The sequence below is a fragment of the Leptolyngbya sp. 'hensonii' genome, from assembly GCF_001939115.1.
In the GTDB taxonomy this organism is placed as follows: domain Bacteria; phylum Cyanobacteriota; class Cyanobacteriia.
The window spans coordinates 125459-141040 of record NZ_MQTZ01000045.1 but is presented as its reverse complement, the minus strand read 5'-3'; the positions used below and the strand labels follow the sequence as shown (position 1 = coordinate 141040).

Sequence of the window (15582 nt, the reverse complement as noted above, 5' to 3'; positions counted from 1 at the left end):
CAGTCATTCTGGCTTATTCATTGGCGCTCATGGGGCTCAGGCAGCCCTGATTACCTTTTGGGCTGTTTGCTTGAATTCACGATTGTGCTGTTACTCATGAATTGTCCTTGTTGTTCTGGAAAACTGCTGCAACATATCGGTTCAAAAGGGCTGTACTGGTATTGCCCAGATTGCCGACAACCGATGCCTATTTTGCTAGCTATTAATCCAAGCAGATTGCAGGTTAATTGTTCCTTAAGTCCCAATCGCCAGTTTTGGATATACATTCCACTCCAACCAGAACAATTTGCAAGTTAAGGTACTGGCTGAAGCGTGAATTCATCTCCTGGAGATCAGAGAACACACAACACATTCAATAGAATTATCTGGGGAGAAAAAATGGCAAAGATCGGTCTGTTTTATGGCACTCAGACAGGCAACACTCAAACTGCTGCAGAGTTCATTCAAAAAGAATTTGGTGGTGATAGTGTTGTAGAGATATACGATATCTCTGGTGTCGATGCAGATGACTTTAAGCAGTATGAGTGTCTGATTGTTGGTTGTCCCACATGGAATATTGGGGAATTGCAAAGCGACTGGGAAGGTTTCTACGATGAGTTGGATACCATTGATTTTGTCGGAAAGAAGGTGGCGTATTTTGGGGCAGGTGATCAGATTGGTTATGCCGATAATTTCCAAGATGCAATGGGCATTTTAGAGGAGAAAATTTCATCGCTGGGCGGCACAACAGTGGGTTATTGGCCGACTAATGGCTATGAACACAGCGAATCGAAAGCGGTGAAGAACGGCAAGTTTGTGGGACTGGCGATCGACGAAGACAATCAATCAGACCTGACCGATACACGCATCAAAGTCTGGGTGGCTCAGTTGAAGCAAGAATTTGGGGTTTAGAGGAATTGAACCATGAATGATGCCATTTTCTGGAAGCCGCTGCTGCGAGCGCTGGGTTGGTCTTCTGAAGCAGTCACACAACAATCCGGGGCACCATTACTGGCAGGTAACGCCCAGTTTATTAATCTTTCGGGACGGCTATTGGGTGCCCATATTGCCCATGCTGGATTGATGATGTTGTGGGCAGGGGCAATGACCTTATTTGAACTGTCTCGATTTAATCCAGGCTTGCCCATGCAGGAGCAGAATTTGATTCTGCTGCCCCATTTAGCCACGCTTGGATTGGGTATCGGTGCGGGTGGGCAAGTCATCGATACCTATCCCTATTACCTAATCGGCATGCTGCATTTAATCAGTTCAGCCGTGTTAGGGGCTGGGGGAATTTACCATGCAGTTCTAGGACCTGAAATCCTGGATGAAAAAGGGTTTGGCTACAACTGGCAGGATGGCAAGAAGATGACCACGATTTTAGGAATTCATCTTGTGTTGCTAGGGGTTGGGGCATTATTACTGGTTCTGAAGGCGACCCATTGGGGTGGCGTTTATGATCCGCTGATGGAGCGAGTTCGGCTGATCCAGCCTAACCTCAATCCAGCCTGCATCTTTGGCTATTTGCTTGGCTTTAGCCCCAACGGCTGGACGATGACTGGCATGGCAAGCGTCAATAATCTGGAAGATGTGATTGGTGGTCATGTTTGGGTAGGGGTTCTCTGCATCGCAGGTGGCATTTTCCACATTGTGTCGCAGCCTTTGGACTGGGCAAAGAAAGCCCTGGTGTGGTCAGGAGAAGCTTATCTTTCCTACAGTCTGGGTGCGTTGGCGATCGCAGGCTTCAATGTGGCTTGCTTTATCTCGGTCAATGACATTGCTTACCCCAGTGTCTTTTATGGAGATGTGGATGCTATCACCCAGTCCACCCGTGCTGCGTTAGCCAGCGTTCATGCAGGATTAGGATTTCTGGCCCTAGTAGGGCATATTTGGCATGCTTATCGCGCTCGTGCCGCAACGCGAGGACTACAATTCGTGACCTTCTTTGACTATATAGCGAAGGATGTGATGCTTACCGTTCCTGCCAGTTTGCAAATTAAACCCTCTAAATAGGGATTGAATACTCACCTGCTGCACCTTGGATTGATCACACGAATTTCAACGAAGGAGAGAATCGCTATGGCGATCGCGACAGATACAATGGCACAAATTCCCTGGCGGGCGGGAAATGCTCGTCTGGTTAACTTGTCTGGATGGTTATTGGGTGCCCATATTGCCCATGCCGGATTGATTGTGGCTTGGGTTGGAGCCATGACCTTGATTGAACTATCCAACGTTGATCCGGCTCAACCGATGTTTGAGCAAGGACTGATTTTGCTCCCCAATCTGGTGCGATTAGGTTTGGGTGTAGGACAAAATGGGATGATTAGAGACACCTATCCTTACTTTGTGATTGGAGTCCTCCATTTGATTAGCTCTGCCTTTTTGGGTGCAGGTGGACTGTTTCATGTGTTAAAAGGACCCCGCAAACTGGAAGATAAGTTTCCATTCTTTGGCTATCGCTGGGATGATGCCAGCCAGATGACGACAATCCTAGGTATTCATCTGATGCTGTTAGGAACTGGAGCACTATTGCTGGTAGCAAAGGCGATCGCCTGGGGTGGACTTTACGATCCAGCAATCCACAACGTGCGGCTAATTACCAACCCAACCTTAAATCCAGTGCCGATCTTCAGCTATTTGTTGGGCACCCAAGGAAAGTTTTGGATTGCCAGTGTGAATAACCTGGAAGATGTTGTCGGGGGTCACATTTGGGTGGGTGTGATGTGCATTCTGGGTGGCATTTGGCACATTCGCACCCAACCCTTTCCGTGGGCAAAAAAATTGTTGGTCTGGTCCGGGGAAGCCTATCTGTCCTACAGCATTGGGGCAGTCAGTTTGATGGCATTCATTGCTACGTTGTTTGTTTCCATCAATACGACGGTCTTTCCATCTGAATTTTTTGGTTCCCCGTTAATTCTTCAGTTCGATCGCTTCCCAGTGTTTGCCAGTGTTGATGGTACGTTAACCTCGCGGGTCTGGTTAGCCAATGCCCACTTCTGGTTGGGTTTTTTCTTCCTTCAGGGGCACTTGTTCCATGCCCTGCGAGCTGCAGGCTATAGCTTTGTTGAAGGGCGAGTGATTGCATCCCCACGCGGGCAGGTGAGCTAACATGACAACCGCAGATATACCATCCCCAAATCGGACAGTGTCTTCGTTGGAGTTTCCGGGGAGTACCCCTGAAACTCGCTATGTCCAAGATTCGGTTGATCCCTATTCCTGGTGGGCAGGTAATTTACGCTTTGCCAATTTGTCAGGGAAATTGCTGGGTGCCCATATTGCCCATGCAGGGCTGATTGTGCTGTGGGCAGGGGCCATGACGCTGTTTGAACTCTCACGATTTAATCCCAACTTGCCCATGTATGGTCAGGGTTTAATTTTGTTGCCCCATCTGGCAAGTCTGGGTTTCGGCGTCGGAGCCAATGGGCAAATTATGAGTCCCGATCCTTACTTTGCGATCGGTGTGATTCACCTGATTGGTTCAGCAATTTTAGGTGCAGGTGGCATTTATCATGCTGTCTTAGGTCCCGAAAAGTTGGATGAAAAGGGTTTTGGCTATCAATGGGAAGATGGTCGCAAAATGACCTCCATTCTGGGCATTCATCTGGTGCTGCTGGGGGTGGGTGCATTATTGCTCGTGCTGAAAGCCGTGTTTATCGGTGGTTTGTATGATCCGGCGATCTCTAGCGTGCGTCTCATTACCAATCCCACGCTGAATCCACTGACAATTTTTGGCTATTTGGTGGGAATCGCCCCCAATGGTTGGACATTAAAGGGGATGGCAGCGGTTAACAACCTGGAGGATGTGGTTGGTGGCCACATCTGGGTTGGCAGTCTATGTATTCTCGGCGGGATCTGGCATATTTGTACTGAACCAGCAAAATGGGCAAAAGGCTTATTTGTCTGGTCCGGGGAAGCTTATCTCTCTTACAGTCAAGCTGCGTTAGCGTACATGGGCTTCTTTGCCGCTTACTTTGTTTGGATCAACGATATCGTCTATCCCTCAGTGTTCTACGGTCCCACAGGCACAACAACTGTAGATGGGGTGATCACACCACGCACTTGGTTGATGTTGTTCCATGTCATCTTTGCCAGTTTGCTGCTGGCTGGTCATTTCTGGCACGCCCTGAGGGCACGGGCGATCGCCGCAGGCTTTGTCTTTAGCAAAATGAAGTTTAGTGCCAATGCACGATTTGGAGATACCCAGTTCAGCAGTGAACCGTTGTTTGCAGGGATTGTACGAGTCCCTCAAGACAATCCCCAAATTGGCAACTTAGTCACACCGATCAATGGTAGTGATGTCACCCGCAGTTGGATTAAAAATTTGCCGATTTATCGGCATGGTCTATCGCCGATTACGCGGGGTCTAGAGATTGGCATGGTACATGGCTATCTTCTGCTGGGTCCATTCCTTAAACTCGGTCCATTGCGTGATACTGACATTGCCCTGTGGGGAGGATGGGGTGGTGCATCCGGTTTGGTCGTAATTTTGAGTGTCTGCCTGTTCCTGTATGGCAATGCTGGTTTTCAGGGTAGCCGTAAACCCGTAGGTGAATTACCAGCTAATTTGCAAACCTATAAAGACTGGAGCCAATTTACCTCTGGTTTCCTAATTGGTGGATTAGGTGGAATTCTTTTCGCCATCTTCATTCTTCTAGAAATTGGGCGATCGGGAATCATGTAGCGGAGTAATGGGGTGATGGAACTAAATACTCCCCATTCCCCCTCCCTCCCTTCCCCTCCACACTACTTTTTTACAGAGCTTTTCATCATGACAATTCCCCTCTTGAGTTATCCACTGGCTAGTCAAAATCAGCGCGTTAACAGTTTTGAAATTCCCGGCGATGAGCAACCCAGATTGTATTCCCTAGACAACTTGCCTGCTGGGACTGAAATGAATCAGATCATCTGGGCTGCCTATCGACAAGTCTTTAATGAGCAGCAAATCATTTTGTATCATCGTCAAATTGCATTAGAGTCACAATTGCGGGCTGGTCAGATTACTGTGCGAGATTTTATACGTGGATTAGTCCTGTCTGATTCGTTTCGTCGGCTGAATTATGACACAAATAACAACTATCGCTTTGTGGAAATGTGCATTCAGCGTATTCTGGGTCGCCGGGTTTATAACAATCGTGAAACGCTTTCCTGGTCAATTTTGTTGGCTACTAAAGGGCTACAAGGATTTATTGATGCCTTGCTTAATACGGAGGAATATCTCAAGCAGTTTGGTGATCAGACAGTTCCCTATCAGCGACGTAGAATTTTGCCGCAGCGATCGCAAGGAGAGATACCCTTTGCCCAGATGGCGCGCTATGACCAGTATCATTTGAGTCAGCTTCTGCAATCAGAGCAGTGGCGTTCATTCAGTCCCAAAGTAGTCGATTACAGTGCATCGGTTTACCGGAAAGTACTATTCCTGGTGCCCACTGCTTCAGTTGCACTATTGGTTGCAACATTGATTTTCGTAATTGCACCTAAGTAGCAAGGGATGTGCCTTTTGGGTTTTTAATTGGAGTTTAAAAGTCAATGCAGTATGTACAGGAACGAGATTCCAGATCTGATCCTGAAGTGTTCGATGTCTGTTGCCCTGCGATCAACAAACCATTTTGAGACAGATGGTATATGGCTTACTGGGATGCCCTCCCAAAGACATAACCAAGACGCTGATCAAGCTGTTGGAACAGGATCTCTATCAATCTCTTTCGCCCCATAGTTTGGCGCGATTGATGAGATTATTACCAATTTCAATTGAAGTCCCCCTCCTGGTCTGCAGTAGCGTCGATAATGTGGTGATTGATCCCAATCAGCTTCGACACTGGAAGCAGCATCCAGTGTCGCGCCTCTGGATTTGCCCAGGAGGACGTTACTTTTTTCACTACTTCTATCCACAACAGGTGCGTGAGCAAATTGTTCCAACGTTCGCTAGCTCATCGAATGCTCGTAGATATTCCTGTCAATGCTGGCCCTTAATCTGCGCTCTCTTTTTTCGCCCATGATTCACTTCTCCATAACTTTGCTCTGTCCAATTCTAATTTGGATTCTATTAGTTAGTTTTTTTCTAGCAGTTTGTCTTGCGGTACGGGATGGCATCACACGATTGCGGCAATTGCACCAAGTTCCCTGTAGCCATTGCGCATTTTACACGGGGGACTATCGCCTAAAATGTACGGTACATCCTTGTAAGGCATTATCTGAAGAGGCGATCGACTGCTTAGATTATGAGCCTGTCTCTTCTGAACAACAGGTGCGATCGCCAATCAAGGCTGCGCCCAAGAAACGTCTAACCTTAATCCGTGAGTTTATTTTTTGAGAATTTCTATGCAATCCGTGCCATCACTTCTCTCAAGCCATTCTTTTCACCTTCGTATTGTGTATTCCCAATCGACATTCAAATCCAAAGAGAGTTTGCCATTGAAATCCGATACACTCTGGAAGATTGAATCGGGTGTGGTGCGCTCTCTCACCTGGGATGCGGAAGGTAGAACTGTCACTTTAGGATTTTGGGGCAAAGGGGATGTAGTGGGGCATCCCTTATCTCGGATGAATCCGTATCAGGTGGAGTGCCTGACTACAGTACAGATCAGTGAGTTTGCACCAGAGAACAGCTATTTACAACATGCACTATTGGTTCACGCCTGGAAAAGTGAGGAATTGCTGAAAATTATTCATCAGCCTTCGATCTCCGATCGCCTCTTTCATTTGTTGCTGTGGCTTTCAGAGCAGTTTGGCAAACCTGTTATTTCTGGAACATTGCTTGAGTTGCGGCTAACCCATCAGGATCTGGCAGACACGATTGGTTCGACGCGGGTAAGTGTGACTCGGTTGTTGGGTCAGATGCAGCGAGAGGGGAAGATTGAGCGATGGCAACGAAACCTCATCCTTTGCGTTGAAGCTAGCGCTCAGTAAACCCAGTACTCATGCCACCCCGTCTTCCTTCCAATTCAATATCCGCCCGTTAGATGTTGAGCAACCCCATCAAGCTAGAAAATTTTCAATCCATTCCCTATTTTCTTAAGGATTGATAAAAGTTTAGCCAGGATTGTGATTTTAGTAGAACTATTGATAATATATTGCATTAAAAAACCGCATTAAAATCCTTGCTGGGGCTGGGGGGCAAATCCTGAAGGCTGCTCCGTTGCTTTAGGGTGAAGCTGTTGCCAAGTCAGTATTCATCAAGGTTTCGGCTGAATCTTCCTCAATAGGGAAGCCCTACTTTGGGAGCTTAAACTGCCTCGGTAAAGAGATAGAGAATTTATTGAAACTTAATCACTTTAAAGTTATGGAGAGATGCAAGCTGCAAGATTTCAGGTAGTATAGTTGAGAATAGTTTTTGATAGTTCTATCTCTCGTAGGGAAAAATTCATGAATCGTGGAGAGAATTTGGTTAATCATCAAGCGGCTAATCAGCAACCCTCTGGCTGGCAAGGCTTTGTTTATGTCAGCGATGGGGTCAGTGACTTGCCGAGTCAGGCAGATGTGCCGCTAGATGGGTCAGAGAATTCCCTCAACGCCAGAGTTTTTCCCCTATCTACGACGAACTTAGGCGATCGCGTTCGCGTGATTTCCCTCAACTGCGGGGAGTCCAACAGCCGACTGATGGGCATGGGTCTGATGCCGGATATCGTCCTGGAGGTGATTAGTTGCACCGCGAAGGGGTCAGTGATTGTGGCATGGCAAGACCAACGCTTGGGCTTGGGCGCAGAAATGGCACAACGGATTCAGGTGATGGCCGCAGCACAACCGCTAGATGAGCCTCCAACTCCCTCCAAAACAAGGATGACACCCATGGCAACTACCCCAGACCTATCCATGGTCAAACTGCGAGATGCGAACATCGGTGCGACGTTACGAGTGATTGGCTATGAACCGACCGCACGGGACTATAAACGCAAGCTACTGGCAATGGGGCTAACACCTGGAACGGAGTTGCGGGTGACGCGCCATGCCCCCCTGGGTGACCCAACAGAAATTGAGGTGCGCGACTTTCACCTGAGTCTGCGAAAAGATGAGGCTGATGCCCTGATTGTCGCACCTGTCGCAGGAGGAGAGTCATGAAGCAGGCAACGATCGGACTGGTCGGCAACCCCAACTGTGGCAAAACCACACTGTTCAATGCCTTAACCGGAGCCAACCAGCGTGTCGGGAACTGGCCCGGTGTGACGGTTGAGCGGAAGGAAGGCGGCTACCGTGCCCATGGTCAACCCGTGACAGTGGTTGATTTGCCCGGTGTCTATTCTGTGGATGCGGAAGACACCAGCACTGGCCTGGATGAGCTGGTGGCGCGGGATTATCTGCTGTCTGGCGAGGCAAATGTGATTGTGAACATCGTGGATGCATCGAATCTGGAGCGGAACCTCTATCTCACGACCCAGATTCTGGAGATCGGTGTGCCAATGATCATCGCCCTCAACATGATGGACCTGGCAGCAAAGCGGGAAATTCGCATCGATTCCCAGTTATTGTCTGAACGATTGGGATGTCCAGTGATTCCCCTCTGTGCCCATACTGGCAAAGGGGTGCCGCAGTTAAAAGAAGCAGTGCATCAGGCTTTGACGCACCCCACCATTCCCAGTACTTATGTGGCTTATCCTCCCGTGATTGAGGAAGCGCTGACCGATTTAATGCCATCTCTGGAAGCAGGGGCAATCGCCAATCGTGCCCATGTTCGCTGGTTTGCATTGAATTTATTGCAATACGACGATCGCCACTTGCCAGAGCTGGGACAGTCCACTCTGCGACAGATTGCCGAGCATCGGCACCGCATTCATCAAACCCTGGGAGAAGATACCGATTTACTGATTGCTGATAGCCGCTACACCTGGATTCGGCACATCATCCAGGGTGTTACTGAGCGCACGAACGTGGTGAAACAAACGCTATCCGATCGCATCGATCGGGTGGTGCTCAACCGGTGGCTGGGAATTCCCATCTTTTTGGTGGTGATGTATCTCATGTTTCTCGTTGCTATTAACTTAGGTGGTGCGTTTATTGATTTTTTTGATATTGGCGTTGGTACCATTTTCGTAGGTGGAACAGCTCATTTATTAGAGCAAATTAAGGCTCCCGGATGGTTGATTGGGCTGTTGGCGGATGGCGTCGGAGGCGGAATTCAAACCACGTCCACTTTTATTCCCCAAATTGGTCTATTGTTCATTTTCCTTTCCATCCTGGAGGATTCTGGCTATTTAGCCCGCGCTGCATTTGTCATGGATCGGCTGATGCGGTTTATTGGACTTCCGGGCAAATCCTTTGTCCCGATGATGGTGGGCTTTGGTTGCAACATTCCGGGCATCATGGCAACCCGGACGCTGGAAAATCGGCGCGATCGCCTGATGACCATCCTGATGAATCCGTTTATGTCTTGCGGTGCCCGTCTGCCGGTGTATGCGCTCTTTTGCGCCGCATTTTTCCCCACTAACGGACAAAACATCGTTTTCTTACTTTACATTCTGGGCATCCTGGCAGCAGTCTTTACCGGCCTGGTGATGAAACGCACCCTGTTCCGGGGGGAGGCCGCCCCGTTTGTGATGGAATTACCGCCGTACCACATTCCCACTATCAAAGGGGTGCTGATTCGCGCCTGGGATCGGCTCAAGGCATTCATTACCAAAGCTGGACGCATGATTATCGTGATGGTGTTGATTTTAGGCTTAATTAACTCCGTTGGGGTCGATGGTTCTTTTGGTAAACAGAATAGCCAGGATTCGATTCTAAGTGCCTTCAGCCGCACCATTACCCCCGTGTTCACACCAATGGGAATTCAGCAAGAGAACTGGCCCGCGACGGTGGGATTAATGACCGGGGTGTTCGCCAAGGAAGTCATGGTCGGTACGATGGATTCTCTTTATACCCAACTGGCAGAACAGGCATCCGGCACCAGTGAGGAAGCAGAACCGTTTGATTTTTGGGGTGGCATTAGAGAAGCCTTCGCCAGCATTCCCAAGAATCTGGCAGATCTGACCAATCAGGTGCTTGACCCGATCGGTCTCAGCATTCTGAACGATACGGGTGATCAACAGGCGGCAGCGGCAGCGCAGGAAGTTAGCTACACCACTTTTGGGCAAATGGCGACTCGATTTGGCAGTACCACCGCCGCGATCGCCTTCCTGCTCTTCGTGCTGCTCTACTTCCCCTGTGTCTCTGCCACTGCCGCAGTCTATCGTGAAACCAATCTGGGCTGGACAGCTTTTGTCGGAGCCTGGACCACCGGGCTGGCCTACTGGGTAGCAGTGTTCTACTACCAGTCCATGACCTTCAATCAGCATCCTGGTAGCACGATCGCCTGGTTGATCGGTCTCGCCCTGGTGATGGTTGCCATCCTGCTCGGATTGAAATGGTTCAGCGATCGCCACCGCATGCCACCCCAGAGTTCCAACCGTCCAAGAGCGTTGGCCAATCAATAACAAGGTGGATCGGTAGACAGATGGTGCCCTCCCTATTTTCCACTCCTCACTCCCCATGATTCTGCAACAACTTCAAACCTACCTCCGCACCCATCCCCAAACCTCTCTGGAAGAACTCGCCCGTCAGTTTCAAACAGACGCAGATGCCCTGCGGGAAATGCTGCATCTGCTGATTCGTAAAGGACGGGTGCGTCAACTGGCGGGCAAACAATGTAGTGGCTGTCATAGCTGTGCGCCAGAGAGTTTGGAACTGTATGAGTGGGTCACGAAATAATGTCTCAATATAGGCGGGTAATATGCAGCTAGATACATCACTTCAAGTCCCTGAGGCGACAGAAATTCATGTCAGCAAACCGGCTTCCAACAAATCTTTTGCCAGTTTAGAAACTCAGGGTTGGTATCGTCCAACCTTCTCTTCTGAGCATGGGGTTTATGTGATGTTACTCATTGCCTATTTAACAGGTATCGCAGCGGCACAAGGGTTTAATGGAGCAACCCTGTTGGCATTAGTCTGTGCGTTCCTGGGCTTTCAAGCAGAGCACCCGATCGCCCTGCAAATCAAACAACGCAAAACCTTAAAGCTGCGGTTTTTGATTTGGGGTGGGATCTACGGTGGCATTGCTCTCGTCATTGCTCTCTACTTGTATCTCCAGGCTCCTATTGTAGGCTGGCTGTATGCAGGAGCGATCGCAGCATTGATCATCGATGCTATTGCCGTATTCTATCGCCAGCAGAGATCGATACTGAATGAGGGAATGACCTTTGCGGCAGTCTGTCTCTCTGCCCCATTTGCCTATATCGCCACTACTGGCACCCTGTCACTTTCAATCATCGGGCTATGGTTACTCAACACGTTGTTTTTTAGTAGTGCCATCTTTACCCTTAAGTTTCGCAAGTTGAAGTCTCATCCAGTACAACCTGGGGCGATTTACCATCTGATTGCAACCTTGATCGTGATCGCGCTTTATAAGTTTAATGTTTTGCCTCTATTTGTTGTCCTAGCTTTTGCGATCGCGCTCATTAGGTATGGCGTGATTCTTTGGCAGCGTGAGTGGTTCTGCGAGACTGCTATTCACAATGTTGCCATCATTGAAACGACTGCCGCCATCCTATTCGCGGCAGTTGTTTGCTATGGTCAATTGGCGCTTTATTATTACTGAATAACTATTGAACGGAGAAGAGGTCTTAATGCTGTCACAAGCAATGATTGATCGGTTAAATGAACAAATCAACCTGGAAATGTTTTCTTCCCATCTTTATTTGCAAATGAGCTCCTGGTGTGCCTACAAAGCGCTAGATGGCTGTGCAACCTTTCTGAACCAACATGCTGATGAAGAAATGATGCACATGCGGCGGTTGATCAGTTATCTGCAAGAAACAGGGGCACTCGCCATTGTCGGAGGTATGGACGCACCGCCGAAGGAGTTTAACTCATTGCAGGAAATGTTTGAGAAGATTTACATCCATGAACAATCTATTACCAGAAAAATCAACGATCTCGTGCATCTAGCGAATACAGAACCCGACTATTCCACTCTGCAATTTCTGCAATGGTATGTTGCCGAACAACACCAGGAAGAGTTCTTGTTTAAGAGTATTCTCGATAAGATCAAGCTAATTGGTACAGATGGGCAGGGGTTGTTTTTTATCGATCGCGAGGTCGCTGCCCTGGCTACCACCAAAGGCAAGGAAGCCACATCAATGTCTCCTGCTAGTCCTGATGGTTGAGCAACTGAGAAATGCGCTCCTTGAGGTTCTGGAAGATCAATATAGAGCCCAAGTAACCTATCGTTTGATCTTGGATAAATTTGGCCTAATCCGTCTCTTTGCTAACATTGCATATCTCCTATCCACAGGTTTAGAGCATGGCTTTGCTGAATGCAAATATGAATTACCCTCATCCCCAACCCTTCTCCCGCAGGAGAAGGGAGCTAAAACTCTTGTTCCCTCTCCCTTGGGAGAGGGCTGCATAAGGCTCAAGCACGAAAATCATCCTTCTATTCAGCAACGCCTAGAGCATAACCAGCGATTTTTCTGTTCTTAGCTGACCCCTTCACAATGTCTGCCCTAAAAATAGGAGTACACTTAAGAATAATTATCAATAAAGCACTGAATTTGCCTTCATGATTTCCTCAACTTCTTCCAGTCCTGTCAATCCGGGTAAACGACTGCCCCTGTTGGGGTTGGGGCTGGGCACGATCGCACTCCTGATCTGTCTGGTCTACAGTATCACGCTAGGTGCTAAGGACATCCCTTTGAGAAGTATTCTCAACTCGTTTCTTGCCTTTGACCAGTCCTTTGATCATCTCATCATTCAAACCGTGCGCTTGCCCCGATCGCTGATGGCCATGGCCGTAGGGTCAGCCCTGGCAGTGTCAGGGGCATTAATGCAGGGCTTAACCCGCAATCCACTGGCAGAAACTGGTATTTTAGGCATTGAAGCAGGCGGTGCTCTGGCAGTTGTGGTGACCCTGTTCCTGTTTGGCAGTTCATCCCTGACTGTTTACGCAGCAGTGGCATTTCTGGGAGCGGCGATCGCTGCAGTTTCTGTGTATGGATTGGGCTCTCTGGGTCGGGGTGGTGCCACCCCATTAAATCTGACCCTGGCCGGAGCTGCCATGACCGCATTTATTTCTTCCGTGACCACGGCAATTTTGATTGTGAGTCAACGCACTTTGGAAGAAATTCGCTTCTGGCTGGCAGGTTCCCTCGCAGGACGCGATTTTGCGTTGTTCCTCAAAGTTCTGCCCTTTATGGCGATCGGTCTGCTGCTGGCATTTCTTCTGGGGAAGCAGATCACAACCCTGAGTTTGGGAGACGACATTGCCAGAGGTTTAGGACAACAAACCGTCTGGATTAAGCTCCTCGCAGCAGTCAGCATTGTACTGCTAGCAGGGGGGTCGGTGGCGATCGCGGGTCCGATCGGCTTTGTTGGCTTGATTATCCCCCACCTGGTACGGTTTTTCATCAAAACCGATTATCGCTGGATTTTGCCCTACTCAGCCTTGTTAGGGGCCATGCTCTTATTAGTCTCAGACATGGCGGCACGGGTTTTGCTGAAACCCCAGGAACTGCCGATCGGAGTTATGACAGCCCTCGTCGGTGCGCCTGTGTTTGTCTATCTGGCCAAAGTCAAGGTGAAGCGATGAAAGAGAGCCTGGCAGTCCGATCTCTAGGGGTATCACCCTGGGGCGATCGCCGCTTACTGACCCTGTTGATCGGGTTAGCGGTCTTCAGTGTTGTCGCGATGCTCTTGAATCTCCAGCAAGGAGAGTACCCAATTGCAACCCTTGACATCCTCAAGACCCTGTTTGGCATCAATACGGGCAATCCTGATCATGCTTTTGTCATTTACACCCTGCGCCTACCGAGAACATTGGTTGCCTTTATGGTTGGAGTGGCGCTTGCTATTTCTGGCACAATCTTCCAAGGTTTAACCGGTAATCCCCTGGCTGATCCCAGCATCATCGGTATTAATGCAGGAGCAAGTCTGGCTGCTATGACGGTGATTGTCCTCTTGCCTCCAGCGCCAACTTATCTGTTGCCGATCGCAGCCTTTGCTGGGGCATCTTTGATGGCAATGCTTATCTATGGGCTGGCCTGGAATGGCGGTTCATCCCCCACCCGACTGATTTTGTTAGGGCTTGGCCTGTCTGCGATCGCTACTGCTGTCACCAGTTTCATGATTACTTTCGGCTCGATTTATGATGTCAGTCAAGCCCTAGTCTGGTTGGCCGGGAGTGTTTATGGACGGACTTGGGAGCAGGTTTTTGCCTTCCTGCCCTGGATTGTCCTGGGTGTTCCAGTTGCCCTGTCTGGCTCTCGCCAGTTGAATGTCTTGAACTTGGGGGATGAGGTCGCCAAAAGCCTGGGCAGTCGGGTGGAATGGCAGCGGGGACTCTTAGTTTTGGTGGCAGTTGCTCTGGCTGGGTCATCCGTTGCCACTGCAGGCACGATCGCCTTTGTCGGGTTAGTTGCGCCCCACATCGGACGCCAACTAACAGGTCCGAATCATCACCGGTTATTACCTGTCGCAGCCCTGCTAGGTGGTTTGCTGGTCACATTGGCAGATCTGGCCGGGAGAACCCTCTTTGCTCCCATTGAGCTACCCTGTGGTGTGATCACGGCTACGATCGGGGCACCATTTTTCCTATCCTTACTCATTTACAACCGTCACCGCTGATGCCAGAACTTCTTGCTCAAAATCTAGCTTTATCCTACACAGGCACGCCCATTATTCGGGATTTAACCTTAATGATTCCTCCCGGAAAGATTACGGCCTTAGTCGGTGCCAATGGTTGTGGCAAATCCACCTTATTGCGAGGGCTGGCCCGATTACTCAAACCCTCAGCAGGGATGGTTTATTTAGATGGCAAAGCCATTATGCAGCGATCGACCCGATCTATCGCCCGCCAATTGGGACTGTTGCCTCAAAGTCCGATCGCGCCAGAAGGATTAACGGTCAAGGATCTGGTTGCCCAGGGGCGTTATCCCTACCAGAATTGGGTTCAGCAATGGTCCAGCCAGGATGAAGCTGTGGTTCACCAGGCTTTAGAAACTACGGACTTAATGGAACTCAGGAATCGTCCTCTGGATACCCTCTCTGGCGGACAACGTCAACGAGCCTGGATTGCCATGGCCCTTGCCCAGAACACTGAAATTCTATTGTTGGATGAACCGACCACATTTCTGGATCTGGCCCATCAGATTGAAGTCCTGGATCTGCTTCATAACCTGAATCAGCAGCAGGAACGTACCGTTGTCATGGTCCTCCACGATTTGAATCATGCCTGTCGCTATGCCGACTATTTAGTTGCACTGAAAGAAGGACGGATTTTTGCCGCAGGTACGCCACAGGATGTGGTGACGGAGGATACAATTCAGGCGGTATTCAACCTGAAATGTCAAATCTATTCTGACCCTGTTGCAGGAACGCCGCTCTGCATCCCCATTGGAGCGAAGACGAAGTTGGATATTACGCCATATCTTCATCATCAGGGGTAATTAATTAGGCAACAATATACTTGGCACACCAATCCCTTTCCCCTCATCCCCCACCTCCTTCTCCCACCATGGGGAGAAGGGGCATTAACGCTTAATTTCTCCCCTCTCCCGCTCTGGGAGAGGGGCCGGGGGTGAGGGCAGTGTTGGTGCATGAAGTATATTAATGCCCAAATTTTGGACAAACATCAGTTTC

15 protein-coding genes are annotated in these 15582 nt (G+C 49.3%); all 15 read left to right on the top strand.

What is annotated here, in order from left to right; translation table 11 throughout:
- Window positions 1–378 precede the first annotated feature (378 nt).
- Entirely contained in the window at window positions 379–891 is a 513-nt protein-coding gene (gene fldA / locus BST81_RS18615; RefSeq protein WP_075600004.1) for a flavodoxin FldA, read from the top strand.
- A gap of 12 nt (window positions 892–903) precedes the next feature.
- Window positions 904–1992, top strand: a complete 1089-nt coding sequence (locus tag BST81_RS18610) for a chlorophyll a/b binding light-harvesting protein (RefSeq protein ID WP_075600003.1) — start codon at window positions 904–906, stop codon at window positions 1990–1992.
- A gap of 66 nt (window positions 1993–2058) precedes the next feature.
- On the top strand, window positions 2059–3090 hold the full coding sequence (locus BST81_RS18605) for a chlorophyll a/b binding light-harvesting protein (protein WP_075600002.1): 1032 nt from the start codon (window positions 2059–2061) through the stop codon (window positions 3088–3090).
- Between the two features lies 1 nt (window position 3091).
- On the top strand, window positions 3092–4663 hold the full coding sequence (locus BST81_RS29285) for a chlorophyll a/b binding light-harvesting protein (protein WP_083636945.1): 1572 nt from the start codon (window positions 3092–3094) through the stop codon (window positions 4661–4663).
- Between the two features lie 87 nt (window positions 4664–4750).
- Window positions 4751–5464 carry a phycobilisome rod-core linker polypeptide gene (locus tag BST81_RS18595; RefSeq protein ID WP_075600001.1) on the top strand — a complete coding sequence of 238 codons (714 nt, stop codon included), beginning with the start codon at window positions 4751–4753 and terminating at the stop codon, window positions 5462–5464.
- A gap of 929 nt (window positions 5465–6393) precedes the next feature.
- Window positions 6394–6888 (top strand): Crp/Fnr family transcriptional regulator, encoded by a 495-nt coding sequence (locus BST81_RS18585; RefSeq protein ID WP_216351391.1) that lies wholly within the window; start codon window positions 6394–6396, stop codon window positions 6886–6888.
- Window positions 6889–7362: 474 nt separating this feature from the next.
- Complete coding sequence (locus tag BST81_RS18580; RefSeq protein WP_253188375.1) at window positions 7363–8037, top strand: FeoA family protein; 675 nt, start codon at window positions 7363–7365, stop codon at window positions 8035–8037.
- Window positions 8034–10385, top strand: coding sequence for a Fe(2+) transporter permease subunit FeoB (gene feoB, locus BST81_RS18575; protein WP_075599997.1), 2352 nt, complete (start codon window positions 8034–8036; stop codon window positions 10383–10385). Before BST81_RS18580 ends, feoB begins: the two co-directional genes overlap by 4 nt.
- A 55-nt stretch (window positions 10386–10440) precedes the next feature.
- Window positions 10441–10659 carry a FeoC-like transcriptional regulator gene (locus BST81_RS18570; RefSeq protein WP_075599996.1) on the top strand — a complete coding sequence of 73 codons (219 nt, stop codon included), beginning with the start codon at window positions 10441–10443 and terminating at the stop codon, window positions 10657–10659.
- A gap of 22 nt (window positions 10660–10681) precedes the next feature.
- The gene (locus tag BST81_RS18565) at window positions 10682–11545 is read left to right on the top strand and encodes a YwiC-like family protein (protein WP_083636942.1); all 864 of its coding nucleotides are present in this window, start codon (window positions 10682–10684) and stop codon (window positions 11543–11545) included.
- 28 nt (window positions 11546–11573) lie between these two features.
- Window positions 11574–12113, top strand: coding sequence for a non-heme ferritin (gene ftnA, locus BST81_RS18560; protein WP_075599995.1), 540 nt, complete (start codon window positions 11574–11576; stop codon window positions 12111–12113).
- Window positions 12106–12429: a hypothetical protein gene (locus BST81_RS28550; protein ID WP_075599994.1), complete on the top strand. Its 324-nt coding sequence runs from the start codon at window positions 12106–12108 to the stop codon at window positions 12427–12429. The genes ftnA and BST81_RS28550 overlap by 8 nt, the downstream gene beginning before the upstream one ends.
- Window positions 12430–12508: 79 nt before the next feature.
- Window positions 12509–13534, top strand: coding sequence for an iron ABC transporter permease (locus BST81_RS18550; protein ID WP_075599993.1), 1026 nt, complete (start codon window positions 12509–12511; stop codon window positions 13532–13534).
- The gene (locus tag BST81_RS18545; RefSeq protein WP_075599992.1) at window positions 13531–14568 is read left to right on the top strand and encodes an iron ABC transporter permease; all 1038 of its coding nucleotides are present in this window, start codon (window positions 13531–13533) and stop codon (window positions 14566–14568) included. Before BST81_RS18550 ends, BST81_RS18545 begins: the two co-directional genes overlap by 4 nt.
- On the top strand, window positions 14568–15389 hold the full coding sequence (locus tag BST81_RS18540; protein WP_075599991.1) for an ABC transporter ATP-binding protein: 822 nt from the start codon (window positions 14568–14570) through the stop codon (window positions 15387–15389). The genes BST81_RS18545 and BST81_RS18540 overlap by 1 nt, the downstream gene beginning before the upstream one ends.
- The last annotated feature ends 193 nt before the right edge of the window (window positions 15390–15582 follow it).

Coding starts and splice junctions, on each gene's coding strand:
- fldA (WP_075600004.1), top strand. CDS start 379: ATGGCAAAGATCGGTCTGTTTTATGGCACTCAGACAGGCAACACTCAA.
- BST81_RS18540 (WP_075599991.1), top strand. CDS start 14,568: ATGCCAGAACTTCTTGCTCAAAATCTAGCTTTATCCTACACAGGCACG.
- BST81_RS18605 (WP_075600002.1), top strand. CDS start 2,059: ATGGCGATCGCGACAGATACAATGGCACAAATTCCCTGGCGGGCGGGA.
- BST81_RS18565 (WP_083636942.1), top strand. CDS start 10,682: ATGCAGCTAGATACATCACTTCAAGTCCCTGAGGCGACAGAAATTCAT.
- BST81_RS18570 (WP_075599996.1), top strand. CDS start 10,441: ATGATTCTGCAACAACTTCAAACCTACCTCCGCACCCATCCCCAAACC.
- feoB (WP_075599997.1), top strand. CDS start 8,034: ATGAAGCAGGCAACGATCGGACTGGTCGGCAACCCCAACTGTGGCAAA.
- BST81_RS18595 (WP_075600001.1), top strand. CDS start 4,751: ATGACAATTCCCCTCTTGAGTTATCCACTGGCTAGTCAAAATCAGCGC.
- BST81_RS18545 (WP_075599992.1), top strand. CDS start 13,531: ATGAAAGAGAGCCTGGCAGTCCGATCTCTAGGGGTATCACCCTGGGGC.
- BST81_RS28550 (WP_075599994.1), top strand. CDS start 12,106: ATGGTTGAGCAACTGAGAAATGCGCTCCTTGAGGTTCTGGAAGATCAA.
- BST81_RS18610 (WP_075600003.1), top strand. CDS start 904: ATGAATGATGCCATTTTCTGGAAGCCGCTGCTGCGAGCGCTGGGTTGG.
- ftnA (WP_075599995.1), top strand. CDS start 11,574: ATGCTGTCACAAGCAATGATTGATCGGTTAAATGAACAAATCAACCTG.
- BST81_RS29285 (WP_083636945.1), top strand. CDS start 3,092: ATGACAACCGCAGATATACCATCCCCAAATCGGACAGTGTCTTCGTTG.
- BST81_RS18550 (WP_075599993.1), top strand. CDS start 12,509: ATGATTTCCTCAACTTCTTCCAGTCCTGTCAATCCGGGTAAACGACTG.